Below are 22,538 nucleotides of genomic sequence, written 5' to 3'. Positions count from 1 at the left end.
CGGTTTCCCGGCGGCCTCCATTCCTGTGTCAGCGAACGCTTACCGCTTTGCGACCGGACGAACCAGCGGCGTGATACGCCGGATAGTGACGCGGCGGTTTTCCTGCGACGGGCCGAGCGTATTCACCTTGAGATACTGCTCGCCATAGCCCTGTGTCACCAGGTTCTCGGCCGGAATTCCGTAGACATCCGTGAGAACATTGGCGACGGATTCCGCACGGCGGTCCGACAGGATCAAGTTGCTCTGGGCCGACCCGACCGCATCCGTGTGGCCTTCGATGAGGAAGGTCTCGGTCGGGTCACGCTGGATGACCTTCGAAATGCCGTCCGCAACCCCACGCAGCGTACTTGCCTGCGTCATCGGAATATCGGCGCTGCCGGTCGCGAAAGTGATCGTATCAAGGTCGATACGGCGGATCTTGTCGCGAATACGGGCCGAATAGCGCACTTCGTTGACCGAATAGATACGCTCGACCGGCTCGACCGGCGGTTCCCGCAGGAAGTCGTAGTAGTTCGCATTGCGGTTGGATGCCGTGTCGATGATGTACTGGCTCAACGGAATGAGCAGGCGCATCGGCGGCAGATCGTCACCCGGATCGCGGAAGTAGTCGTCACGATCCGGCCGATCTTCAAGCTCCGGCGAATAGAACAGGACATATTCACGGCCGCGGGCATCGACACGCGAGCGCTGGATGATGTCGCCGTAGCGATTGCGGATGGTGATGATCCGGTCGCCATTCGGCTGATCGATGGTTTCGCGATAGCGATCCCGCGGCAACTGCTCATAGGTCGGCCGCTCGCCGCCGCGGACGAAGCGGTCGGTGTCGTCATGGCGAACAACATAGTTGTTGTCGACATTCACGATGGTGCGATTGTCCTGATTGATGATCGTCTGGACCGTTGTGCCCTGCGGCGGGACAAAATCCGGACGGCGATCGATGCGGCGACCCTGCTCACTGGTCACAGCCTCGATCTTGACGGGCGGTTGCGGCTGTCCACCGGCCGGTACGCGCTGCGCATCGGCGTCGGAGGTCGGCGGCTTGGTGTAGGCCGGCGGCGGCTGCTGAGCGGGGTTGTTCTGGGCCTGCCCATTCTGCCCCTGACCGGCTTGACCTTGGCCAGCCTGTGCGCCGGGAGTGCCGGGGCTCTGGCCGCCATTCAGATGCTCTCCGCGACGGACGGAATCCTTCTGGCTGTCAAGCACGGCACTGCCGTTCTCGACCGGCAGAATGACCGGACCTTTTGCAGAACCCGGATTTTCCGCGATCTTCTTGCGGCGCTCCAGCTCCTGCGGTGAAACCTGTTCGGCCGGAGGCACCTGGATTTCGCCAGCCTGCTGGCCGCCATTGGCGGCAGGAGGCGTTGCGTTGCCCTGGGCAGGCGTCTCGGCTTCGTTGGCAGGCTGCTGCTTGCCGGGTTGCGTCGTCGTCTGATTCCCCGGCTGTACCGGCTGCCCCTGCGGCTCGCCCTTTGTGGCCGGCTGCTGTGGATTAGCGGCCGGCTGCTGCGGATTGGCGGCTGGCTGTTCGCCCTGCTGCTGCCCCTGCGGCTGCTTGCCATGCGTCTTGTCGGCGGGCTTCTGCCCTTGCTCGGTGCCGGGCGCTACCTGCGTTCCGGGCTGTGCCGCGGGCTGCTCCTGCTTCGCGGGCTGCTCCTGCTTCGCAGGCGGCGTCTTCTCGCCCTTGGGCGGCTGGGCGGCCGGTGTCTGCGGCTGTTCCGCCGGCTGCTGTGCTGGCGCCTCGGGCTGAGCCTGCTTCTTCGGGTGAGCGCTCTGGTCGGGTTGCGCCTGCTTTGCCGGCTCCTGCTGAGTTTGCGGCTCGGCAGTGGCGGGAGCTTCCTTCTGCACGGGAGCGGGTTGCTGCGCCTTCGGTTCAGGCTTTGCCTTGGGCTGAGGTTTTGCCTCCGGCTGCGCTTCCACAGCAGGCTGCTGCTCTACTTTCGGCTGCGGAGCCTCGGCAGGCTGCTTTGCCTCCGGCTGCTTGCCTTTATGCTTGGGCTGGGGCGCTTCCGGTTCGGCTTCGGGAGCGACCGCCTTGGGTTGCGGCTTTGCTTGAGGTTGGGCTTCAGGCTGGGCCTGCGGCTCCTCGGCCGGCTGCTGGCGCTGCTTCTTCGGCTCGGGCGGAGCTTCTGCCGCCGGCTGCTGCTTCTGCGGCTTCGGCTGCTCCTGCTCAGCGGGCTGCTGGTGCTCAGCCTTCGGCGGCTGCGCTTCCGGCTGTGCCTGCTTCTGCGGCTTCGGTTGCGGCTGCGCTTCGGGTTCGGCCTGCTTCATCTGGTGCTGTGGCTCGGCGCCGCCCTCAGGCTTCTGACCCTCGTGCTTCTGGCCCTGCGGCTCGCCTTCGGCCGGCTTCTTGTGCTTGAGTTGCTCTTCTTCAGGCTGGGCGGCCGGCGCCTCCTGCTGAGCCACTTCGAAACTTGCAGTGGCACCCACCGTTCCGACGATGCCATTGTTCAGCGGCGCGATGGGCTGCTCGCGCAGCGCCGCAGCTGCCGCCGGCTCGAATACGAGCGAAAAAGAAAGCAGCGGAAATGCGGCGCTGGCAAATAGTCTGGATCGCTTACCCATATGGGGTCTCCTCTTATAATCTTTGTCTGCCGAATTGCGAATCTCAGCCGGCAAGGCGATGCCTTACGAAGCAGGCCATTTTCCGGTTCTCGTAAGGCTGAATCGCGGCAAGCCGCTATATGTTCCCAAACTTATTAGGTTGCAGCCATTAACCCTGGCTGAACGCATTGGACGGCTTCCGTTCAGATTTACCGGCAGCGCCTTCCCATCCTCGTCGGATCGCGTGACGATGAGATCCTTCGTAATTCCAGTTGCAATTTCCGAAAAAAAAGTACGAATATCGCGCCAAGGCGGGTCACCGACCCGCTCCACTCGAGCCGCCCGCCAAGACATAATAATGGGCTGACGGCCACCACCAGAGAGGATCAATATGCGCATCTCCACTCGTCTCTTTGCCGCTGCCTCCTTCGCTGCGATGTCGCTTCTTGCCGGCGCCGCGCTGGCTGACGGCGACACGATCGTCTTCGGCACCGATGCGACCTACCCGCCTTTCGAATCGCTGGAAGCAGGCGGCAAGTTCGTCGGTTTCGACATTGATATAGCCAATGCGCTTTGCGATCAGATGAAGGTCAAGTGCAGCTTCATAAACCAGGACTTCGACGGCATCATCCCGGCCCTGCAGGCCAAGAAGTTCGACGCTGTCATCTCGTCCATGTCGATCACGCCTGAGCGCCAAAAGATCGTCGACTTCACCGATAAGGTCTACAACACGCCGCCGGCGATCGCCGTGCCGAAGGATTCCACCGTCAAGGAAGCAACAGACGAAGCCCTGAAGGGCAAATCCATCGGCGCTCAGTCCTCCACGACCCACGCCAACTATGCGACGGTTCACCTGAAGGACGCCGAGCTGAAGCTCTATCCGTCGGCCGACGAATACAAGCTCGACCTCGGTAACGGCCGCATCGACGCCGCCATCGACGACGTCGTCGTGCTGTCGCAATGGGTCAAGTCGGATGCCGGCTCTTGCTGCAAGATGCTCGGCACACTGAAGACCGACCCGGTCATCAACGGCGTCGGCGCCGGCATTGCCATCCGCAAGGGCGACACCGCTCTCAAGGAAAAGCTGAATGCCGCGATCGCTGCGATCCGCGCCAACGGCACCTACAAGAAGATTCAGGACAAGTACTTCGATTTCGACGTTTACGGCGGCTGATCGCCTGTCGATTCCTTGGGAAAAGACGACGGCGGAAGCTTGCTCTTCCGCCGTTTTTGTTTGACAACGAGAACAATACAAGCAGAAACGCGGCAAAAGCCGCCAGGGGAAATAAAGCATGAGCGGATTGTTTTCCGCCGTAGGTTCGTTGTGGACCTGGTTGAGTACGATATTCGACCCATTGTGTGGTCCGGCTGGTCTGTTCACCATCTACAGCATGTTCAGCCCGCACACGATGCTCGCCTGCGGCGATTCCGGCTGGGGCGACGAACTGGCCGGCGGCCTGAAGATTACCATTGCGGTCTCTCTCGCGACGCTGCCGTTGGGGATCGTCATCGGCTTCTTTGTCGCACTCGCCCAGCAATCGGAAGAAAAGTCATTGAGACTTGCCGCGGGCGTCTTCACAACAATCTTCCGCGGCCTGCCAGAGCTTCTGACACTCTTCATCATCTATTATGGCCTGCAGATCCTGCTACAATCCGTGCTCGCCAAATTCGGCTATGACGGGCCTATCGAGATCAATGCCTTTGCTGCCGGCATGGTGGCGCTGGCAATCGTCTTTTCCGCCTATTGTTCCGAAGTGCTGCTATCGGCCTTCAAGGCCATACCGAAGGGTCAGTACGAAGCGGGCGATGCCCTCGGCTTCCATCGGGCCCGCACCATGCGGCTGATCATCGTTCCGCAGCTCGTGCGCATCTCGCTGCCGAACCTAGGGAACCTCTGGATGAACCTACTGAAGGATACATCCTACGTGTCGATCATCGGCCTTGCGGATATTATCCGCCAGACCGGCATCGCGGTACGCGCCACCAAGGCACCCTTCACCTTCTATTCGATCGCCTGCCTGTTCTATCTGACGCTGGCCGTCATTTCCTCGATCGGCCTCTTCTATCTCGATCGATGGGCCAAACAAGCGGAGGTTCATCGATGAGCCATGCCGAGGTTCTGATAGCGGCGCAACCGGCGCCGCCGCAAACTGCGAAAAAACTCTCCAAGGCCCGGGTCGCCGGTTATTTCTTCCTGACCCTCTGGGCCATTCTCGGCATCGCATTGATTGCGATGATCGTTTTCGGGTGGGACGTCGACAAGCTCGAAACCTTTGGGCCGCGGCTGGTCAACGGCCTGGGGATCACCATCAAGCTCGTCGCCATATCCTTCATTCTTGGCGCCATCCTGTCGATACCGCTGGCCTTCGCCCGCATGTCGAACAACAAGGTCTTGAGCACGCTAACCTATTGCTATGTCTATCTGTTCCGCGGCACGCCGCTGCTGGCGCAGATATTCATGGTGTATTACGGTTTCCCGAGCTTCCGCTGGTTCTTCGAAGACATCGGCATGTGGTGGTTCTTCAAGGATCCGTTCTATTGCGGCGCCTTCGCCATGACGCTCAACACCGCCGCCTATCAGACGGAGATCGTTCGTGCCGCCATCCAGAGCGTGCCGAAGGGGCAGAGGGAAGCTGCCAATGCGCTCGGCATCCACACCTGGATCGCCTTCCGCAAGATCATCATCCCCCAGGCGCTCATCGTCGCCCTGCGCCCATACGGCAACGAGATCATCCTCTTGATCAAGAGCTCGGCAACCGTCTCCATCATCACCGTCTATGACCTGATGGGTGAGACCCGATATGCCTTCTCCCGCACATATGATTATCAGATCTATCTCTGGGCGGCGATTTTCTACCTGGTGATCGTCGAGTTCATGAGAAACGGCTGGGCATGGATGGAAGGCCGGCTGACACGCCACCTCAAGCGTTGAGCAGGTAAAGGCGGCGCAAGCCGCCTTTACTGGCAGCACTCGCGCATAATCGCTGCTAACGCATTGATTTTTTTGCGTGAAATTCTGTATGTGACACTTTTGTAAAGCTTGAGTTTACCTTGAGCTGTTTCCATATTTTAGTGACCATGAGTCACGAACAAGAATGGAAAGAGAAAGCTCATGCACGACGACATGCAGAAGCAGTTGCGAGGCTATGGCTTGACGACGGCGCAAATCCTGTACCGTCTGCCCGACCATCCGCAATTTCTCCAAACCTACATCTGGCAGGACTATGACCTTGCGCCGAACTTCCCGGAAATGCGCGGTTTCCTGAAGTTCTGGCAGGAGACGCTTGACGGGCCGCTGCATTCGGTCCGCTACGTTCACCGCAAACTGATCTCGGCGACCGAGTGGCGGGCTCTGAAAGGCGAATTCATCCTGCATTGAGACGATATCCGAGCGCGCAACGCTGCCGCGCGGCGACAACGCCGCTGTCAGACATGCGCTTCGCCATGGATGAAGTCCCCATCATCCGGCCCACGATGGAGCGTGCCGTAGAGAACGGCGGCATAGAAAGCTGCGACGAGCACTATAACGAACCAGCCGGAGATCGGCCCAAGAGCCGCATTGTCGGTGACATAGCTCCATGAGTGCGCCGCCTCCTGCACGGATGCATCCGTTTGCAGTCTTGGCGTCGAGATTTTCAGGATCCAGGCAAGAAGCAGGATCGCGTACATCCAGCAGTAATTGCGCCGCAACCGTCGCTGCGCAGCCTCAGCGTAACTGAGCAACAGCCGCGGGGCACGCAGGCTGGTCGCAATCGGCAACGCCCAATCGAAATTAGGATCGGCCTGTGGTGCCAGGATCTGCGCAAAATAATGCCGCTCAAGCTGGCGCACCCGCGAACGGTAGACATCGAAAAAGCGATATCGCCGCGCCTCGATCATCAGCAGCAACGTGATCAGCATCATCCCGAACAGCAGCACCCCGTGATGCGACGAAGGTGTCGACAGGGATACGGACAGCAGGGCCGCAACCACCGTGATCGCCCAGTTCGACGTCCGGTCGATGCGATCGCGCCAGCTCGTCATCCGCGCAAGCTCGCCGCGATAATAATGGGTCAGCGTATTCGTGACTTCCGCCGATGTTGACGGCAGCGAGGGACGGCTGCGCTCGGTCGGGCCGCCTGTCGAATTCGGTGCAGTCAGTTCGGTATCCATTGTTGTTCCTCCCTTGTTTTTTATTCGGATAGCGCCCCCAAACTTTCCGTCGTCGGTCGCGATATTCTGCGCCTCCATCGCAAGCATTGCAAAAGCTGATCAGGCATTTTAATGCCTGCAGAACAAACAGAAGGGCTGCTGAACCATGGCAAAGAAGAAGATCGACGAAGACGCGCTGGCGGAAGCCTATAATCGGGCATTGGCGCTGGAAAAGGCGGGCGATATCGACGCCGCGGTCAAGGCCTATGAAGAGGTTCTCGCGCTCGATCCGGAAGACCACGGCGGCGCCGCCGTGCGCATCGCTTCGATGGGCCGCGGTGAAACGCCGGTAAAGGCGCCCGACGCTTATGTCGAGACGCTGTTCGACCAGCATGCCGAAGTCTTCGAAGACGTGCTCGTCGAGCAGCTCGGCTACCACGTTCCGGTTCTTGTTCGCCAGCGCCTGCAGACGCTCGGTCTCGGTCCGTTCAAGCGCATGCTCGATCTCGGCTGCGGCACGGGCCTGACCGGCAGCACCCTGCGCGATATCGTCGATGACATCACCGGCATCGATATCTCTGAAAACATGGTCGAAGTCGCCCATGAGAAAGACGTCTATGAGACGCTTTTCGTGGCTGAGGTCGAGGATTTCCTTGACGACAATGACGAGGAGCCCTTCGACCTCATAACCGCCACCGACGTTCTGCCTTATCTCGGCGCGTTGGAACCGCTGTTTTTCGGCGCAGCGGAAAATATGACGCCGGGTGGCCTCTTCATCTTCTCCTCCGAGACTTTGCCCCAAGCGACGATGGCGGGACGCTCCTATATGGTAGGCCCGCATCAGCGCTTTGCCCATGCCGAAGCTTATGTTCGCGAACGGCTGACGGCGACCGGATTCGAGCTTGTCGAAATCACCGACATCAATGTACGGATGGAAGACGGCCAGCCGACACCGGGTCATCTGATCATCGCCCGTCGCCTCGCCGATTGACATCGCCGGCTTCAAGTGGAAAATAGTTATCCAGATGGATAACTATTTTCTTGCCCAACAATCATCGAGTTGATACTTAGCCAATTAGGTAAGTTTTAACTCGCTCTTGGTTTTGGAAAGGCCGCCCAATGTCGCTCACACTCTACCAGCATCCCCTCGCCTCATTCTGCCACAAGGTGCTGATGGCGCTTTATGAAAACGGCACGCCGTTCGAGAGCCGGATCATCGATCTCGGCAATGAGGGATCGCGCGCATCGCTGGTGCGCCTCTGGCCGCTCGCCAAATTCCCGGTGCTTCGCGATGACGCACTCGACAGCACCGTCCCGGAAACCAGCATCATCATCGAGTATCTCGATAGGCACTACCCCGGCGCATCACCTCTGTTGCCGACAGATCCCACCGATGCGCTGTGCGTGCGGCTTTGGGACCGCTTCTTCGACCTATACGTTCAGGACCCGATGCAGAGAATCGTCGCCGACGTGCGCCGGGCAGATGGCGATCGAAGCCCGCAGGGCGTTACCGAGGCGCAGGCATTGCTGCGCACCGCCTATGGAATGATCGAGAAGCAGCTGGACGGCAAGACCTGGATCACCGGCGACAACTTGACGATGGCTGATTGCGCCGCAGCACCAGGCCTGTTCTATGCTGAAACCGTTCTTCCATTCGGCGAGGAACATACGCGGCTGAAGGCCTACTACAAGCGCCTCCTCAACCGCCCATCCTTTGCCCGCGTCCTGGAGGAAGCCATGCCCTATTTCCACATGTATCCCTATAGTGAGAAACTGCCGGCGCAATTCCGGCCGGAAAAGCCGAATGCTTGAAGACGGGCAAGCACTCGACCGCATGTTCCAGGCCCTGTCCGATCAAAGCCGGCGCGGTATGATCGACAGGCTTGGGCGCGGACCTGCGTCCGTCACTGAATTGGCTCAGCCCCTGGACATGGCATTGCCGACCGTGATGAAACATCTACAGGTGCTGGAAACCAGCGGGCTGGTTCTTTCGGAAAAAGCGGGCCGGGTGCGGACTTTTCATCTTCGCAAGGAGGCGCTTGCAGCCGTCGAGCGATGGATTACCGAACGCAAGGCATCCTGGAACAGAACCTTCGACCGGCTCGACATCTTTCTGGCCGATGCTTCGACGGAGACGGACGAATGAGTGCAAGATCGACAGACCATACGACGATCACCATCGAGCGTCACTTCAAGGCGCCGCTGTCACGCGTCTTCAATGCCTGGGCAATCCCCGAACACAAGCAGCAATGGTTTGCCTGCCATGGTGAGTGGAAGCAGCTGGATTTCCAGCTCGACTTCCGCTCCGGCGGCAGTGAAAGCAACCGTACCGCCGCAACGGATGGTGTCGTGCATGCCTATGAGGCGCGCTATATCGACGTCATCCAGAATGAGCGCTTCATCTACGCCTTCGACATGATGCTCGATGAGGTCAGAATTTCCGTATCACTGGCAACGGTCAGCTTCGCCCCGGAACCCGGCGGCACGAAGATGACCTTCGTCGAACAGGTCGTATTCCTCGACGGCTACAGCGACAGCGGCTCAAGACTGATGGGCACGGAAATCGGCTTCGACAACCTCAGGCTCTATGTCGAAGGAGACAATGGCAGGCCGAATTAACCCCTGGCGCCACCAAGAATGGCGCCCAGAAGCTGCCCTTCGAGCTCCGCCAGTGCGGGATTGCCGTGACGGCGGGGGTGAGGATAAGGAATGTCGAGATCGAGCGCGATCCTGCCCTCATCCAACACCACGACCCGATCCGCCAGATGCACCGCTTCGCTAACGTCGTGCGTGACAAGCACCGCTGTAAAACCAAGCTCGCGCCAGACGCGGTTCAGTAATTCCTGCATGCTGATGCGGGTGAGCGCATCCAATGCGCCAAGCGGCTCATCAAGCGCGAGGATTCCTGGCTTGCTGACGAGTGCGCGCGCCAACGCAACGCGCTGTTTTTGCCCGCCAGAAAGGCTGGAGGGCCATTCGCCAGTCTTTTCGGCGAGCTGGACTTCGGAGAGGACGGATGCAGTCTCCTTGCGGGACACCTCCTGCGGCACGCCCTCCCCCAGACCGACGGCAACATTGTCGGCGACGGAAAGCCATGGCAGCAGGCGCGGCTCCTGAAAGACGATACGAGTATTGGGCTGTGTATCGCTGAGATCGGACGCCTCGAAACGCAGATGCCCGGCACCCGGCTCTTCCAGCCCCATCAGAATGCGCAGCAATGTACTCTTGCCGCAGCCGCTCTTGCCGATGACGGCAACGAACTGACCGGCAGGAATATCGAGATCTATGCCGCGCAGGACGCGATTGTTTCCGAAACTCTTCTCCAGGCCCCTGATATGGATGGCCGCAGCACCCACAGCCCTCGGAACCGCATGTTCGGCGTCCGTCCGTGCGCGATCGAGTATGGTGACACTCATGACAGGATCCTCAATTCTGATAGGCTGGGTTCCATCGCAGAGCCCTACGCTCGATCGTCCGTGCGACGACATCGGCGAGCTTGCCGAGGATGGCGTAGACGACCAGCGTCAGGACGACTACGTCGGTCATGCCGAATTCGCGTGCATTGTTGGCCATGTAACCGATGCCTGACGACGCCGCGATCGATTCCGCCACGATGAGCGTCAGCCACATGATCCCGAGCGCGAAGCGCAGCCCGACAAGTATGGACGGCAAGGCACCGGGAAAGATCACTTTCCGGAATAGCGTCCAGTTGCTCATGCCATAGACCCGTCCCATCTCGATCAGCCCGCGATCGACATTGCGCACGCCATGATAGGTGTTGAGATAGATCGGGAAGAGCACGCCGAGCGCCGTCAAGAACAGCTTCGACTCCTCGCCGATACCGAACCAGAGGATGACGAGCGGCACCATGGCGAGGTGTGGAATGGTGCGCAGCATCTGCAGCGTCGTATCCGTCAGCTGCTCGGAGAGTTTCGATACGCCGTTGGCGATGCCGAGGAGAAAGCCGATTGCGCCGCCGACCAGCAGCCCCGCAAAAGCGCGGCCGGCGCTGACGAGGATATTGTTCGGCAATTGGCCGGAGATCGTGGTCTGCCAGAAGGCGACCACGACAGCTGCCGGTGATGGCATGATGCGGGTGGAGATCCAGCCAGCCGATGAGCCGAGCTGCCACGCCGCGACAACGACGATTGGCAGCAAAAAAGGCAGAAATCCCTGCAGAGAGATGGCTTGCCTCCTGGCCTTGACTGGCTGGGCGCGACGCTCTGAGCCTACACGGACGAAGGACGTATCGAATGCCGACATGAGGATCTCCCTGGACGGATGGCGTTACGAGCCGGAAACCACCTTCAGATTGCCGCCATGGCTGCCGCCGGCGAAGATCTGCTTGGCGCCGAATTCGTTGCGGAATCCGGCGCGCTGCTCCTCGCGGCTCAGGCCAAGCTCGGGGAATAGGAGTTCCGCCACACGATAGGCTTCTTCCAGATGCGGATAGCCGGAGCCGATCACCGTTTCGATGCCAAGCTCCTGATACTCCCGCAGCCTTGCAGCCACCGTCTTCGGCGAGCCCACCAGTGCCGTGCCGGCGCCGGCGCGCACCAGGCCGACACCAGCCCAGAGGTTCGGCGACACTTCGAGCTTGTCGCGACGGCCGCCATGCAGCGCCGCCATACGCTTCTGCCCGACGGAATCGGACTGCGTGACGAATTGCTCCTGCGCCTCGCGGATCGTCTCGTCGTCGAGCTTGGAAATCAGCTTCTCGGCGGCGGCCCATGCTTCCTCATCCGTCTCGCGAACGATGAAGTGGAGGCGGATGCCGAAGCTCACTTCGCGGCCACGCTTGGCCGCCGCGGCGCGCACTTTTTCGATCTTTTCCGCCACCTGTGCCGGCGGCTCGCCCCAGGTCAGATACTTGTCGACGCGGCCGACGGAGAAGTCGATACCGGCATCGGAAGAGCCGCCGAAATAGAGCGGCGGCCGCGGCGCCTGCACCGGCGGCAGGCCGAGCCGCGCATTGGTCGCCTTGATATATTTGCCTTCAAAGGTCGAAGACCCCTTCTCCAGCAACTCCTCCCAGACATGGAAGAATTCGTCGGCATGGGCATAACGCTCGTCATGCTCGAGATGAATGCCGTCGCCCGCCAGCTCCGCAGGACTGCCGCCAACCACGATGTTGAGGAGCACGCGGCCGTTCGAGACGCGATCGAGCGTCGAGGCGAGGCGCGCATAATAGGCCGGCGACGCCGTGCCCGGCCGGATCGCAACCAGGAACTTCAGCTTCTGCGTATGGGCAGAAAGCGCAGCCGCCGTGACGAAGGATTCCTCGCAGGAAACGCCCGTTGGCAGCAGTACGCCGGAATAGCCGAGCCGATCGACCGCCTGCGCGATCTGCTGGAGATAGCCGATCTCCGGCCCCCGATTGAGATCGGCCGTGCCGAGATAGGTGCCGTCGCCGGATGTCGGAATGAACCAGAGGAAATCGATGGGTTTTTCGGTCGCGGTCATGACGTTTTCCTGTCTTCTGGATGCGCGTGATCGGAAGCCACTTCCCGATGCTCGTTACGGATAGTGACATAGACTATGGATTATATCGACAATGCAGATTTTCTATTGTCGTGTACCGGACGGAATATTTTTGCCGAAACGACCATCGCCCGTAGTGTTCGGCCGCAGGTCGCCGCGGCATCACATGCCCTTATCAACTCGCCTTTGGTCGCCAGACGATATCGGTGATGCTAAGTTTTCTCGGGATGACACCGAGATTGTAGAACTCGTCGGCCAGCCCCTGCTGATAGGCGATAGCAGCGTCCGTGATGGTCGAGACGCTGCCGAGATTGGCGCCGGGGCGCGTCAACGTCACCCGCGTTATTGTTGAGGGAACGCCGGTGATTTCGGCAAGCGCGGCAATACTCTCGTCGAGATTGGATTGAGCCGCCGCCCCGACCTTTGCAAGCTCTTCGATAACGTCGACGATGACCTGCGGGTTGCCCTTGGTGAAATCGGCGTTTGCCAGGAAATAGCTGAAGGAGTCGACGATGCCGCGTGCGGTCGTCAAGATGCGGGTGTCCGGATCAGCCTCGGCGATGGCGAGATAAGGATCCCAGATGGACCAAGCATCGATCGCGCCGGTCTTGAAGGCTGCGGAAGCGTCCGGCGGCGCGAGGTCGAGTGCCTGAATGTCGCTGATACCAAGCCCTCCCTTGCGCAGCGCCTTGACGGTAACGTTATGGGCGCTGGAACCGCGCTTGAAGGCGACCTTCTTGCCCCTCAAGTCGGCGAGCGTCTGGATCGGCGAATCCTTGCGAACCAGAATGGCCGAGCCTTCGGGACTGCCGCTATAGAGGCCGACATAAAGGAGGTTGCCGTTGGCGGCCTGCGCAAAAAGCGGCGGCACATCACCGGTAGCCCCAAAGTCGAGCGCACCTGCCCCGAGCGCTTCGAGGAGCGGCGGCCCGGAGGTGAACTCCGACCATTCGACGGAGATACCGCGATCGGAGAGCCGTTTTTCCAGCGCCCCCTTGCGTTTGGCAAGCGCCAGGACGCCATTCTTCTGCCAGCCGATGCGGAGTGTTGTCGCGGCCGCTGCGCGCGCCGAACGGATCGAGGGTAAAGCGAGGGTGGCTGCCGTGGCGCCCAGGAGGCCGAGTGTGTGTCTGCGCGAAATCATCGGAGATCCCTTTTCATAAGGCCCTGCCGCCCTCGCGGTCATCGGCTTGTTGTCGATATCTAAGGATCGCAAATCCATAGATTATATCGACAAAGGAATTTATGAAGTTTCTAAAGCATGGCGAAATTTCATTTCAAAAATTAGGAAAATCAGAAACAGAATTCCAAATGCCATGCCACCATGACAAGTTCCTCCGCCGATCAGTCTTTCGCCTCATCGGGCTTTCAGCTAAGCCTTCAAGTCAAATTCGGTCAGGGAGTTACAAGAATGGCAAAGGTCTCATTCATCGGCATGGGCGTCATGGGCTATCCCATGGCCGGGCATCTAAAGATCAAGGGCGGACACGACGTTACCGTCTATAACCGGACCGCCGCCAAGGCTGAGGCATGGGCCAAGCAATATGACGGCAAGTTCGCCCCTACCCCGGCTGAAGCTGCCGAAGGCGCCGACTTCGTCTTCACCTGTGTCGGCAATGACGACGATCTGCGTTCGGTAACGACGGGCGAAAATGGCGTCCTCTCAACGATGAAGGCTGGGACGGTCCTTATCGACAACACGACCGCCAGCGCCGAAGTTGCCCGCGAACTCTATGCAGCAGCCAAGGATAAGGGGATCGACTTCATCGACGCTCCGGTTTCCGGCGGGCAGGCTGGCGCGGAAAATGGCGTTCTCACAGTCATGTGCGGTGGCGATGAGGCTGTCTTCGAGAAGGCTCGCCCCGTGATCGACGCCTATGCCCGTATGGTTGGCCTGATGGGGTCGGTCGGCGCTGGCCAGCTGACCAAGATGATCAACCAGATCTGCATCGCCGGCATCGTCCAGGGCCTGGCCGAAGGCATCCACTTCGGCAAGCAGGCCGGGCTCGATATCGAAAAGGTCGTGGAGGTCATTTCCAAGGGTGCCGCCGGATCCTGGCAGATGGAAAACCGCCACAAGACCATGAATGCCGGCAAATATGACTTCGGCTTCGCCGTGGACTGGATGCGCAAGGATCTGGGCATCGTGCTGGAGGAAGCGCGCCGCAATCAGGCCAAGCTGCCGCTCACGGCCCTCGTCGATCAGTTCTACGGCGACGTCCAGGCGATGGGGGGCAATCGCTGGGATACCTCCTCGCTGCTCGCGCGCCTGGACAAGAAATAAGAAAGCCGCCCCGGTTCAGGGGCTAAGCTGAGCGCCTCCTCGAAGCGGCGCTCAGCCGATTTCAGTCCTCGTTGGACTTGGCATTCTCGATCAGCATGTAATCGAGCGGCAGTTCCGTCGAATACTTGATCTGCTCCATCGCAAAGGCCGAGGAAACGTCGCGAATTTCGATCTTGGCGATCATCCGCTTGTAGAAGGCGTCGTAAGCGGCGATGTCCGGAACGACCACGCGCAGCAGATAGTCGACGTCGCCGCTCATGCGATAGAACTCGACCACTTCAGGGAAATCTGCAATCACCTCGGAGAAGCGCTTCAGCCATTCGATGGAGTGGCTATTGGTGCGGATGGAAACGAAAACCGTGACCTTGGTGTTGACCTTCTCCGGATCGAGCAGGGCTACGCGGCGGCGAATGACGCCATCCTCTTCCATCTTCTGGATGCGGCGCCAGCACGGCGTCGTCGACAATCCGACCTTCTTGGCAAGGTCGGCCACGGCCAGAGTGGAGTCCTCCTGCAGGAGGCGCAGGATTTTGCGGTCAAGACGGTCCATTTTCAGCATCCCTTCGAATTATATTCTCTCTATAGCCTATTTTGGGGACAAGAAAAGAAACTTGTTTCAAGAAATGAGGATTCTCACACGTTCTTGCAATGTCGGAAGCAGCTCCGTCTCGAACCAGGGATGACGCTTCAGCCAGCCGCTATTGCGCCAACTCGGGTGCGGCAGCGGCAATATGGCCGGCGACCGGTTGGTCAGAAGATAGCGCCGCCAATCCGCGACCGTTTCCGTCATCGAGGCTTTCCGTTCCGGACCCAGATGCCATGCCTGGGCGTATTGCCCGATGGTCAGGATTAGCTCGATCTGCGGCATCGCATGCATGGCCCTTTGCCGCCATAGTGGCGCGCATTCCTTGCGCGGCGGCAAATCGCTGCCGGCCGCATCGTAGCCGGGAAAGCAGAAGCCCATCGGCAGAATGGCAAAATGATCGGGATCGTAGAAACTTTCGCGGTCGACATTCAACCACTGCCGCAAGCGATCGCCCGATGCATCGTTGAAGGCGAGACCACTCTCGTGGACGCGCAGACCCGGCGCTTGCCCGGCAATCAGGATGCGTGCCGTCGACGAAAGCGTGGCGACCGGTCGCGGCTCGTGGGGCAGCCGGTCCGCGTCACCCTTCGCCGGCATATCTCGACAGAAGCGGCAGGCGACGATCTCCAGGCCCAGCTTCTGCAGCTCTGCTTCATTCGCCATGCGAACCCCATCCTATAGACTGTGAGATATAGTCGATCAGACCCTTCATCGGACCACCGGCTGCAGATTGTTTGCCACGTTCCTCGCGACGATAGTCGGCTGGGCGCTCGAAATCGCCGGCCCATACGCCCAGTTTCGCCTGACGTGCTATCCGCTCTTCAGCGGCATAACCGCCATAGGACAGTGCCATGCCAGTGCGGACCAATGCGGCATTGATATCGACATCGCCAACCACGCATGTCACCAGCAAGCGACCGTAGCGATCCCTCTCTCCTCCCCGGCATTCCGGCCGACCGGTTTTAACGATTGTGACAAGAGCCTTGCGTGCCTCTTCGCCGCACGCCCAATCGGCGCCATCGCGCCGACATGGTTGCCGATATTCAGGCGCATCGATACCTTTGAGCCGCAAACGCTCGCCATTGGCGGAAAGCGTGTCTCCATCGATGACGTAAAATTCGCCAGTTTGAACGGGTTCCGGCCGGTTATTCAGTTTCGACGCGAGCAGAGAGAGAATGCCGAGCAAAGCAAATGTGGCCACGCCGTCGCGAAAAAGGCGGCCTGACCGCATCACGTTCTTGCCTCCTTTAACAACAAATCCTTGGCGAAGATGGCAAACAAAACATTTCTCCGCAGCATCTTCTTAAGAATTGGCCGGTAGTCTCTAATCTCACTAAGACCAAGTTTCAATGAAACCATGAGAACCGGCGCTAGCACATCGACAGATAAAAACATCGTCGACCGATCACGCAGCCACCGCAACCGGGCTGTGTCGAAGGCCGTGCGGCAGACGCGTGAGCGCCTGCAGACGGGGCATAGCAGCAATTTCGACCGCGAACTCATGGACATGCACATCGACACGCTCCTGCAGAGCGCAGCGATAGTGCCGATCTTTGTCGTCGTCGTCGCAGCACTTGGGGTTTACCTCACCCGCGATGCCGCCATTTTCCTGTGGACCGTTCCGATCCTGGTGGCGCATGCCATCAACATGCTGCTCGGCAGACGCGCCAAAAAGCAGGAGATGACACTCGAAAGCGCCAGGAAGTGGCGGCAGCTCCTGTTACTCGGACAGCTTCTGACTGGCCTCTGCTGGGCGATTTTCGCAATGCAGAATTGCTCGACCTGCGGCGGAGACAGTTTCAGCTTCTACAAGGGCACCACCCTGCTGGTGGCGATCTGCATCACGGCCATGGCGAGCTTCATGCTGCCGCGTGCCGTGCCCTTCGCATATGCGCCGCCTACGGTCGTGCTTGTCGTCACCGCAATCCTGACCCGAAAGCCCTCGGACATAGCGCTGACTGCAGCTATCTCCGTCGCGGTGATCTTCTTCACCTTCATCACCAACAGAATGTTCCAATCCAACCTGAAGATTCTCTCCTTCCAATCGGAAAAGGACGATCTGATCGCTGAATTGGAAGTCGCAAATTCCATGTCCGACGAGGCGCGCCGCCGTGCGGAGGAAGCAAATCTCGCCAAATCGCGCTTCCTCGCCTCCATGTCGCATGAGCTGAGAACGCCGCTGAACGCCATTCTTGGCTTCTCCGAAGTCATGTCCGCCGAAGTGATGGGGCCGCTCAACAACCCGACCTACCGGGAATACACCACCGACATCCATCGATCCGGACAGCATCTGCTGAACCTGATCAACGAAATCCTCGACCTCTCGCGCATCGAAGCCGGAAAATACGAGCTGAACGAGGAATCCATCTCGCTGCTCGATATCGCGGAAGATTGCATCGGCATGGTGCAGCTGCGCGCCCGCGCCAAGAACATCGCCATCTCCTCGCAGATCGAGCCGCAGCTTCCTTCCGTCTGGGCGGACGAAAAGTCGATGCGCCAGGTCATCCTCAATCTGCTGTCGAATGCGGTGAAATTCACGCCACAGGGCGGCGAAATCACCGTCAAGGTCGGCTGGACGGCGGGTGGCGGCGAGTATGTGGCGATCAAGGACAACGGCCCCGGCATTCCCGAAGAGGAAATTCCCGTGGTGCTCTCTGCTTTCGGCCAGGGCTCGATCGCCATCAAGAGCGCCGAACAAGGCACCGGCCTCGGCCTGCCGATCGTGCAGGCAATCCTCGCCAAGCATGATGGTCAGTTCGTGCTGAAATCGAAGCTGCGCGAGGGCACCGAAGTCATCGCAATCCTGCCGGCCAAGCGCGTGCTGCAAAGCCTGCCAGCCGTGGAAGACGCGCCGCTTGCCGGACGTCGCAAGAAGAGCTTCGCCTGAGATCTGATGTTCTGCGCTTAGAGCATGATGCCGAAAAGTGTAAGCGGTTTTCGGACGACATCATGCTCTACTTCTTTGATTCTAAAGCGGATTCAGATTTTAGGTGGACTCGACCTAAAATCATCCGGCTCTAACGGAAAAACAGATGACTGCCGATGACGTAAAGCATGTAGAGGCCGGAAGCGACCAGCATGCAAAGTACCGCGAATGAGCCGAGATCCTTGGCATGCTTGCCGACGTTGGAAATCTCGGGTGAGATGCGGTCGATGACCTCTTCGACGGCCGTATTCATCGCCTCGATCGCGAAGACGCCTAGAAAAAGCACCAAGGCGATGACGATTTCTCCCAGGCTCGCCCCGACGACGATCAGCAGGATCAGCGAAATCCCCGCAAATAGCAGTTCCTGACGGAAGGCCGATTCCTGAAGCAGCCGTTGAAAACCGCCCCATGAATAGCTGGCGGCGGCGAAGAAGTGCCGGATTCCGGTTTCCTTGGTGACTGTGGGTTTCGAAAACTCGGCCATGCCAGCTCCGCCGTAATGTCCCGACTGCAAATTTAGACGCCTTGCGAATACTGCCTCGCTTCCGTTGAAGCAAGACGACACATCTGAACGCCTTTCAGAATTCATTACAGATTTATGACGCGAACCGATAGTTCCACAGCAAAATCGGTGGCGAAATGCCATTTCGGCACTTCGCCACCATATCCCGTCAATGCTTGTTGGTGACGCCCGCGCTGGCGAATGTCGCCATGCCAGAGTGGCATGCCGCGGCAGCCTTGACGATGCCGGCGGCGAGCGCCGCACCGGTGCCCTCCCCAAGGCGCATGCCAAGCGCCAGAAGCGGCGTCTTGCCGAGCTTCTCGATCGACTTCAGATGACCAGGCTCTCCCGAGACATGGCCGATCAGGCAGTGATCGAGCGCGGCCGGGTTGGCAGCCTTAAGAACGGAGGCGGCAGCCGTTGCGACATAGCCGTCGATGATGACGGGGATGCGTTCCATGCGTGCGGCCAGGATAGCGCCCGCCATGGCGGCAATTTCTCGGCCACCGAGGCGGCGCAGGATTTCGAGCGGATCGGAAAGGTGAGCGCGATGAAGGGCAACGGCCTTCTCGACTGCAGCGATCTTGCGCTTCAGCATCTCGCCCTCGGAGCCAGTTCCTGGTCCGACCCAGTCTTCCGCCTTGCCGCCATAGAGCGCATAGTGGATCGCCGCGGCGATCGTGGTATTGCCGATGCCCATTTCGCCGATGCAGAGCAGATCCGTACCACCGGCGATCGCTTCCATACCGAAGGCCATGGTCGCCGCGCAGTCGCGCTCGCTGAGCGCCGGCTCCTCGGTGATGTCAGCCGTCGGAAAATCGAGCGCAAGGTCGAAGATCTTCAGACCGAGATCATAGGTGACGCAGATCTGGTTGATCGCCGCGCCGCCGGCGGCGAAATTCTCCACCATCTGCTGCGTCACGGAAGGCGGGAACGGCGTAATTCCCTGCTTGGTGACGCCGTGATTACCGGCGAAAATCGCAACCAGAGGCCGGGTCACTGCCGGCGGCCGGCCGGTCCAGGCGGCAAGCCAGAAGGCGATCTCTTCGAGACGGCCGAGCGCGCCTGGCGGTTTGGTGAGCTGTGCGTCGCGCTCGCGCGCCGCCACGAGCGCGCGGGCATCAGGGCCCGGAAGGTCGCGCAGCAGCGTGCGGAAATCGTCGAATGGCAAGCCGGTTACGCTCATGAATGCCGTTCCTTGTCTTTTGGTCTCAAATCAGGTTCTTTGCGTGCGACTCTATTAGTCTTCGGAACCGGCGCGAACAACTCCAAAAGCGTTCGATGCTGTCGAGCGAAATGCGGGGAGAGGAAGAAATGCGGGAATATATGCGCGACATCGCGCGCGCCGTCGCCTTCTTGAGCCGCATTCCCGTATCGGCATCCTTCTTTGCGGGCTATGGCGGCAAGCTCGGGACGGTGTCACGCGCTTTTCCGGTCGCCGGCTTGCTGGTCGCATTTCCGGCCGCCATCGCCTTCGGTATGCTGCTCGCCTTTCATGCCGATCCGCTCATGGCAGCGCTTCTGGCCCTCACGGTACTGACGGTGACGACGGGCGCCCTGCATGAGGACGGCCTCAGCGATACCGCAGACGGGCTCGGCGGCGGCACGGATCGCGAGCGCATAATGACGATCATGAAGGATAGCCGTATCGGCGCCTACGGCGCTGCTGCACTGATCCTGTCCTTCGGACTGCGGGCCGCCGCACTTGCCGCTATCGCCCGTCACGTCTCGCCATCACATGGAGCAATTGCGCTTCTTGCAACGGCCGTGCTCAGCCGCGGTGCGATGGTGTGGCATTGGCATGTGCTGCCTGCGGCTAAGCCGGAAGGGGTCGCCGCCTCCGCCGGCCAGCCCGATGGCGACGCGATGCAGCTGGCGCTGATTACGACGCTCGTCCTCGCCATCCTTCTGATCGGCCCGAGCATGGGGATATCAGCACTCGTTCCCTGCCTGCTCGTCGTCGCCGTCGCGACGTTTTTCCTCAACAGGCACATGCGCCAGAGACTGTCCGGTCATACCGGAGACACGATCGGCGCCACCCAGCAGATTTGCGAAATCGCGTCGCTGTGCACCCTTGCCATGTGTGTTTGAAGCCTCGATATATGATCCCATGCTGACACCCTGCATCCTTGTCTGTTCTCTCGACGAAAGCACCGGCTATTGTCTCGGTTGTGGCCGCACAGGCGCAGAAATCGGCGCTTGGATAAGCTACAGCGACGATGAACGGCGCCGGATCATGGATATTCTTCCCGAGCGCATGACAAAGCTCGCGCTTAAGCCCGGTGGGGACGATCGTCGGTCGCAACGGGCACGGGAGCGCAGCGCTGTATGAACCGCCTGAACATCGTTCTCGCCATTCTCGGCATCGGCCTTGCGCTGCTTATCTTCAACAACAGCTCCGGCATGACCTTCGGCATGCGCAATGACGACTTTGCTCGCGTCATATATCTTGTGCCGATCGCGCTCATGATGAGCGCCGCGGTTTGGGGCAGCCGTCACACGGTCAGTCAATCGCTGCGCAATCTCCTGATCTGGTTCGTCATCATCATGGCGCTCGCGACAGGCTATATCTATCGCTACGACGCCGAGCGTGTCGGAAATCGCCTGTTCGCCGGCCTGATACCCGGGCATGCGGTCGTCGTCACTACGAGTGAGGGCGGGCAGGAAGTCATCATCCACAAGCGATCCAGTGGGCATTTCGAAGCCGTGGTCAAGATCAACGGACAGCCGATAGAAATGCTTGTCGACACCGGCGCCAGCACGATCGCCTTGTCGCAGCAAGACGCAGAGCGTGTCGGGATCATTCCGGAAAACCTGACCTACTCGATGACCGTGATGACCGCAAACGGCCGGGCAAACGCTGCTCCCGTCGAGCTTGGATCGGTATCGATCGGGCCGATCAAGCGTCACGATGTCAAGGCAAGCGTGGCGGAAGCGGGCAAGCTGGATCAAAGTCTGCTCGGCATGAGTTTCCTGGAAACCTTGGGATCGATGCAGATGCAGACCGATGAGCTTCGGCTGCGCGATTGAGCGCAACGAAGAACGGCAATCGATAGTTCGGCGGAGAACGAAGCATTTGCCGGTCTATTCACTCTAAAAAACGGCAGACCCGAACAGCCCGGAGAGTGAGACACACATGGCGCCTGCTAAGACAAACATAACCAAGGAACTGTTGCTCCTTTTGCTTCTCGCCACCTGCTGGGGCGCGTCCTATAGTTTTATTCGCGTCGGCGTAGCGACGATTCCGCCGATTACGCTGATTGCCGCGCGCACCCTGATCGCCGGTGTCATTCTGCTCGTCATCATTCGCTGGCGCGGCCTGAGCCTGCCGAGGGATCCGGCAACATGGCGGCGCTTCCTCATTCAATCCTGCCTCAACAGCGCCATTCCCTTCACGCTCATCGCCTGGGCCGAACAGACGCTCGACGCCGGGCTGGCAACCATCTTGAATTCCACAACGCCGATCTTCGCTTTCCTGATCGCGTCGCTCCTGCTGCGCAGTGAACGGTTGACCGGCCGCAAGCTCTTTGGCGTCATCGCAGGCATGGCGGGTATTTGCCTGATCATCGGCGTCGACGCGCTGCACGGGGTCGGCCGGCAGTTGCCTGCACAGCTCGCCGTCGTCGCCGCATCCATCTGCTATGCCAGTGCAGCTCTGTTCGGGCGCAATTTCAAGGGACTGGATCCGATGATGCCGGCGGCCGGCTCGCTGCTGTGCGGAGCAGCGCTCCTCATCCCCGCCAGCCTGATCATTGATCATCCCTGGCAATTGGCACCGTCCGCGGCGTCGATCCTGTCGCTTCTCGGCCTGTCGGTCGTGTCGACCGCCCTCGCCTTCAGCATCTACTTCCGACTGATCCAGACCCTCGGCTCGGTGAGCACGACAGCACAGGCCTACCTGCGGGTTCCCATCGGCGTCGGCATCGGCGTGATCTTCCTGGGGGAGCCGGTATCGTCCACGGCAGCCATCGGCCTCGTCTGCGTCGTAGCCGGCGTCATGGCCATGACCATTGCCCCGCGCAAGAAAGTCGCCGCTGGGTGACTTTCCGCGAAGGCGACATATTGCATGTCGCGCAAAAAGTGCGCA

Annotated in this window: 25 protein-coding genes; 14 read left to right on the top strand and 11 right to left on the bottom strand. The window is 60.0% G+C overall.

Annotation, left to right across the window (positions count from 1 at the left end; translation table 11 throughout):
• Window positions 1–39: 39 nt before the first annotated feature.
• A complete protein-coding gene (locus GGD46_RS11945) occupies window positions 40–2,562 on the bottom strand; it encodes an OmpA family protein (RefSeq protein ID WP_184703980.1) in 2,523 nt (840 codons plus the stop codon).
• A 370-nt stretch (window positions 2,563–2,932) separates the two neighbouring features.
• Between GGD46_RS11945 and GGD46_RS11940 the strand changes: the two genes are divergently transcribed.
• From GGD46_RS11940 to GGD46_RS11925, 4 genes are all read left to right on the top strand, one after another.
• Entirely contained in the window at window positions 2,933–3,715 is a 783-nt protein-coding gene (locus tag GGD46_RS11940) for a lysine/arginine/ornithine ABC transporter substrate-binding protein (RefSeq protein WP_184703979.1), read from the top strand.
• Between the two features lie 118 nt (window positions 3,716–3,833).
• Window positions 3,834–4,646, top strand: a complete 813-nt coding sequence (locus GGD46_RS11935) for an ABC transporter permease (protein ID WP_184703978.1) — start codon at window positions 3,834–3,836, stop codon at window positions 4,644–4,646.
• Window positions 4,643–5,473 (top strand): ABC transporter permease, encoded by an 831-nt coding sequence (locus tag GGD46_RS11930; protein ID WP_184703977.1) that lies wholly within the window; start codon window positions 4,643–4,645, stop codon window positions 5,471–5,473. The genes GGD46_RS11935 and GGD46_RS11930 overlap by 4 nt, the downstream gene beginning before the upstream one ends.
• Window positions 5,474–5,653: 180 nt before the next feature.
• Window positions 5,654–5,920, top strand: coding sequence for an usg protein (locus GGD46_RS11925; protein WP_184703976.1), 267 nt, complete (start codon window positions 5,654–5,656; stop codon window positions 5,918–5,920).
• A gap of 47 nt (window positions 5,921–5,967) precedes the next feature.
• Here GGD46_RS11925 and GGD46_RS11920 read toward each other — a convergent pair whose 3' ends face one another.
• Window positions 5,968–6,693: a DUF2270 domain-containing protein gene (locus GGD46_RS11920; RefSeq protein ID WP_184703975.1), complete on the bottom strand. Its 726-nt coding sequence runs from the start codon at window positions 6,691–6,693 to the stop codon at window positions 5,968–5,970.
• A 145-nt stretch (window positions 6,694–6,838) separates the two neighbouring features.
• On the opposite strand from GGD46_RS11920, the gene GGD46_RS11915 reads away from it, so the two are divergent.
• The 4 genes from GGD46_RS11915 (at window position 6,839) to GGD46_RS11900 (ending at window position 9,291) form a co-directional block, all read left to right on the top strand.
• Window positions 6,839–7,663: a class I SAM-dependent methyltransferase gene (locus tag GGD46_RS11915; protein WP_184703974.1), complete on the top strand. Its 825-nt coding sequence runs from the start codon at window positions 6,839–6,841 to the stop codon at window positions 7,661–7,663.
• A gap of 128 nt (window positions 7,664–7,791) precedes the next feature.
• Window positions 7,792–8,484 (top strand): glutathione S-transferase family protein, encoded by a 693-nt coding sequence (locus GGD46_RS11910; protein ID WP_184703973.1) that lies wholly within the window; start codon window positions 7,792–7,794, stop codon window positions 8,482–8,484.
• Entirely contained in the window at window positions 8,477–8,818 is a 342-nt protein-coding gene (locus GGD46_RS11905; RefSeq protein WP_184703972.1) for a helix-turn-helix transcriptional regulator, read from the top strand. Before GGD46_RS11910 ends, GGD46_RS11905 begins: the two co-directional genes overlap by 8 nt.
• Entirely contained in the window at window positions 8,815–9,291 is a 477-nt protein-coding gene (locus tag GGD46_RS11900) for an SRPBCC family protein (protein ID WP_184703971.1), read from the top strand. Before GGD46_RS11905 ends, GGD46_RS11900 begins: the two co-directional genes overlap by 4 nt.
• Here the strand turns inward: GGD46_RS11900 and GGD46_RS11895 are convergent.
• From GGD46_RS11895 to GGD46_RS11880, 4 genes are all read right to left on the bottom strand, one after another.
• A complete protein-coding gene (locus GGD46_RS11895) occupies window positions 9,288–10,088 on the bottom strand; it encodes an ABC transporter ATP-binding protein (protein ID WP_184703970.1) in 801 nt (266 codons plus the stop codon). The genes GGD46_RS11900 and GGD46_RS11895 overlap by 4 nt on opposite strands.
• Window positions 10,089–10,098: 10 nt before the next feature.
• The gene (ssuC, locus tag GGD46_RS11890; RefSeq protein ID WP_184703969.1) at window positions 10,099–10,935 is read right to left on the bottom strand and encodes an aliphatic sulfonate ABC transporter permease SsuC; all 837 of its coding nucleotides are present in this window, start codon (window positions 10,933–10,935) and stop codon (window positions 10,099–10,101) included.
• Window positions 10,936–10,959: 24 nt separating this feature from the next.
• Window positions 10,960–12,135 (bottom strand): FMNH2-dependent alkanesulfonate monooxygenase, encoded by a 1,176-nt coding sequence (gene ssuD, locus GGD46_RS11885; protein WP_184703968.1) that lies wholly within the window; start codon window positions 12,133–12,135, stop codon window positions 10,960–10,962.
• Window positions 12,136–12,328: 193 nt separating this feature from the next.
• Complete coding sequence (locus GGD46_RS11880; RefSeq protein WP_184703967.1) at window positions 12,329–13,297, bottom strand: aliphatic sulfonate ABC transporter substrate-binding protein; 969 nt, start codon at window positions 13,295–13,297, stop codon at window positions 12,329–12,331.
• 267 nt (window positions 13,298–13,564) lie between these two features.
• Here GGD46_RS11880 and GGD46_RS11875 point away from each other — a divergent pair, with 267 nt between their 5' ends.
• A complete protein-coding gene (locus GGD46_RS11875) occupies window positions 13,565–14,437 on the top strand; it encodes an NAD(P)-dependent oxidoreductase (protein WP_184703966.1) in 873 nt (290 codons plus the stop codon).
• Between the two features lie 61 nt (window positions 14,438–14,498).
• Here the strand turns inward: GGD46_RS11875 and GGD46_RS11870 are convergent, their stop codons facing one another.
• From GGD46_RS11870 to GGD46_RS11860, 3 genes are all read right to left on the bottom strand, one after another.
• A complete protein-coding gene (locus GGD46_RS11870; protein WP_068388031.1) occupies window positions 14,499–14,987 on the bottom strand; it encodes an Lrp/AsnC family transcriptional regulator in 489 nt (162 codons plus the stop codon).
• Between the two features lie 66 nt (window positions 14,988–15,053).
• A complete protein-coding gene (locus GGD46_RS11865) occupies window positions 15,054–15,686 on the bottom strand; it encodes a uracil-DNA glycosylase family protein (RefSeq protein ID WP_184703965.1) in 633 nt (210 codons plus the stop codon).
• The gene (locus GGD46_RS11860; protein WP_210325530.1) at window positions 15,676–16,254 is read right to left on the bottom strand and encodes a thermonuclease family protein; all 579 of its coding nucleotides are present in this window, start codon (window positions 16,252–16,254) and stop codon (window positions 15,676–15,678) included. Before GGD46_RS11860 ends, GGD46_RS11865 begins: the two co-directional genes overlap by 11 nt.
• A gap of 126 nt (window positions 16,255–16,380) precedes the next feature.
• Here GGD46_RS11860 and GGD46_RS11855 point away from each other — a divergent pair, with 126 nt between their 5' ends.
• Window positions 16,381–17,910 (top strand): HAMP domain-containing sensor histidine kinase, encoded by a 1,530-nt coding sequence (locus GGD46_RS11855; RefSeq protein WP_184703963.1) that lies wholly within the window; start codon window positions 16,381–16,383, stop codon window positions 17,908–17,910.
• Between the two features lie 130 nt (window positions 17,911–18,040).
• Here the strand turns inward: GGD46_RS11855 and GGD46_RS11850 are convergent, their stop codons facing one another.
• On the bottom strand, window positions 18,041–18,433 hold the full coding sequence (locus GGD46_RS11850; protein ID WP_184703962.1) for a diacylglycerol kinase: 393 nt from the start codon (window positions 18,431–18,433) through the stop codon (window positions 18,041–18,043).
• 187 nt (window positions 18,434–18,620) lie between these two features.
• Window positions 18,621–19,637 carry a nicotinate-nucleotide--dimethylbenzimidazole phosphoribosyltransferase gene (gene cobT / locus GGD46_RS11845; RefSeq protein ID WP_184703961.1) on the bottom strand — a complete coding sequence of 339 codons (1,017 nt, stop codon included), beginning with the start codon at window positions 19,635–19,637 and terminating at the stop codon, window positions 18,621–18,623.
• A 128-nt stretch (window positions 19,638–19,765) separates the two neighbouring features.
• On the opposite strand from cobT, the gene GGD46_RS11840 reads away from it, so the two are divergent.
• The 4 genes from GGD46_RS11840 (at window position 19,766) to GGD46_RS11825 (ending at window position 22,493) form a co-directional block, all read left to right on the top strand.
• Window positions 19,766–20,542, top strand: coding sequence for an adenosylcobinamide-GDP ribazoletransferase (locus GGD46_RS11840; RefSeq protein WP_184703960.1), 777 nt, complete (start codon window positions 19,766–19,768; stop codon window positions 20,540–20,542).
• Window positions 20,543–20,561: 19 nt separating this feature from the next.
• Complete coding sequence (locus GGD46_RS11835; protein ID WP_184703959.1) at window positions 20,562–20,783, top strand: DUF1289 domain-containing protein; 222 nt, start codon at window positions 20,562–20,564, stop codon at window positions 20,781–20,783.
• On the top strand, window positions 20,780–21,481 hold the full coding sequence (locus tag GGD46_RS11830; RefSeq protein ID WP_184703958.1) for a TIGR02281 family clan AA aspartic protease: 702 nt from the start codon (window positions 20,780–20,782) through the stop codon (window positions 21,479–21,481). Before GGD46_RS11835 ends, GGD46_RS11830 begins: the two co-directional genes overlap by 4 nt.
• Before the next feature lie 106 nt (window positions 21,482–21,587).
• Window positions 21,588–22,493 carry a DMT family transporter gene (locus tag GGD46_RS11825; RefSeq protein WP_184703957.1) on the top strand — a complete coding sequence of 302 codons (906 nt, stop codon included), beginning with the start codon at window positions 21,588–21,590 and terminating at the stop codon, window positions 22,491–22,493.
• Window positions 22,494–22,538: the final 45 nt, after the last annotated feature.

It is taken from the genome of Martinezella lusitana (assembly GCF_014207095.1).
Classification (GTDB): Bacteria; Pseudomonadota; Alphaproteobacteria; order Rhizobiales; family Rhizobiaceae; genus Rhizobium; species Rhizobium lusitanum_B.
This window is presented reverse-complemented; position numbering and strand designations above follow the sequence as displayed.

Excerpts from the sequence above, each read along its gene's own strand:
- cobT (WP_184703961.1), bottom strand. The coding sequence starts at position 19,637 with ATGAGCGTAACCGGCTTGCCATTCGACGATTTCCGCACGCTGCTGCGC.
- GGD46_RS11835 (WP_184703959.1), top strand. The coding sequence starts at position 20,562 with ATGCTGACACCCTGCATCCTTGTCTGTTCTCTCGACGAAAGCACCGGC.
- GGD46_RS11855 (WP_184703963.1), top strand. The coding sequence starts at position 16,381 with ATGAGAACCGGCGCTAGCACATCGACAGATAAAAACATCGTCGACCGA.
- GGD46_RS11935 (WP_184703978.1), top strand. The coding sequence starts at position 3,834 with ATGAGCGGATTGTTTTCCGCCGTAGGTTCGTTGTGGACCTGGTTGAGT.
- GGD46_RS11840 (WP_184703960.1), top strand. The coding sequence starts at position 19,766 with ATGCGGGAATATATGCGCGACATCGCGCGCGCCGTCGCCTTCTTGAGC.
- GGD46_RS11860 (WP_210325530.1), bottom strand. The coding sequence starts at position 16,254 with ATGCGGTCAGGCCGCCTTTTTCGCGACGGCGTGGCCACATTTGCTTTG.
- ssuD (WP_184703968.1), bottom strand. The coding sequence starts at position 12,135 with ATGACCGCGACCGAAAAACCCATCGATTTCCTCTGGTTCATTCCGACA.
- GGD46_RS11925 (WP_184703976.1), top strand. The coding sequence starts at position 5,654 with ATGCACGACGACATGCAGAAGCAGTTGCGAGGCTATGGCTTGACGACG.
- GGD46_RS11915 (WP_184703974.1), top strand. The coding sequence starts at position 6,839 with ATGGCAAAGAAGAAGATCGACGAAGACGCGCTGGCGGAAGCCTATAAT.
- GGD46_RS11945 (WP_184703980.1), bottom strand. The coding sequence starts at position 2,562 with ATGGGTAAGCGATCCAGACTATTTGCCAGCGCCGCATTTCCGCTGCTT.
- GGD46_RS11920 (WP_184703975.1), bottom strand. The coding sequence starts at position 6,693 with ATGGATACCGAACTGACTGCACCGAATTCGACAGGCGGCCCGACCGAG.
- GGD46_RS11880 (WP_184703967.1), bottom strand. The coding sequence starts at position 13,297 with ATGATTTCGCGCAGACACACACTCGGCCTCCTGGGCGCCACGGCAGCC.
- GGD46_RS11910 (WP_184703973.1), top strand. The coding sequence starts at position 7,792 with ATGTCGCTCACACTCTACCAGCATCCCCTCGCCTCATTCTGCCACAAG.
- GGD46_RS11895 (WP_184703970.1), bottom strand. The coding sequence starts at position 10,088 with ATGAGTGTCACCATACTCGATCGCGCACGGACGGACGCCGAACATGCG.
- GGD46_RS11865 (WP_184703965.1), bottom strand. The coding sequence starts at position 15,686 with ATGGCGAATGAAGCAGAGCTGCAGAAGCTGGGCCTGGAGATCGTCGCC.
- GGD46_RS11940 (WP_184703979.1), top strand. The coding sequence starts at position 2,933 with ATGCGCATCTCCACTCGTCTCTTTGCCGCTGCCTCCTTCGCTGCGATG.
- GGD46_RS11870 (WP_068388031.1), bottom strand. The coding sequence starts at position 14,987 with ATGGACCGTCTTGACCGCAAAATCCTGCGCCTCCTGCAGGAGGACTCC.
- GGD46_RS11875 (WP_184703966.1), top strand. The coding sequence starts at position 13,565 with ATGGCAAAGGTCTCATTCATCGGCATGGGCGTCATGGGCTATCCCATG.
- GGD46_RS11930 (WP_184703977.1), top strand. The coding sequence starts at position 4,643 with ATGAGCCATGCCGAGGTTCTGATAGCGGCGCAACCGGCGCCGCCGCAA.
- GGD46_RS11900 (WP_184703971.1), top strand. The coding sequence starts at position 8,815 with ATGAGTGCAAGATCGACAGACCATACGACGATCACCATCGAGCGTCAC.
- ssuC (WP_184703969.1), bottom strand. The coding sequence starts at position 10,935 with ATGTCGGCATTCGATACGTCCTTCGTCCGTGTAGGCTCAGAGCGTCGC.
- GGD46_RS11830 (WP_184703958.1), top strand. The coding sequence starts at position 20,780 with ATGAACCGCCTGAACATCGTTCTCGCCATTCTCGGCATCGGCCTTGCG.
- GGD46_RS11850 (WP_184703962.1), bottom strand. The coding sequence starts at position 18,433 with ATGGCCGAGTTTTCGAAACCCACAGTCACCAAGGAAACCGGAATCCGG.
- GGD46_RS11905 (WP_184703972.1), top strand. The coding sequence starts at position 8,477 with ATGCTTGAAGACGGGCAAGCACTCGACCGCATGTTCCAGGCCCTGTCC.
- GGD46_RS11825 (WP_184703957.1), top strand. The coding sequence starts at position 21,588 with ATGGCGCCTGCTAAGACAAACATAACCAAGGAACTGTTGCTCCTTTTG.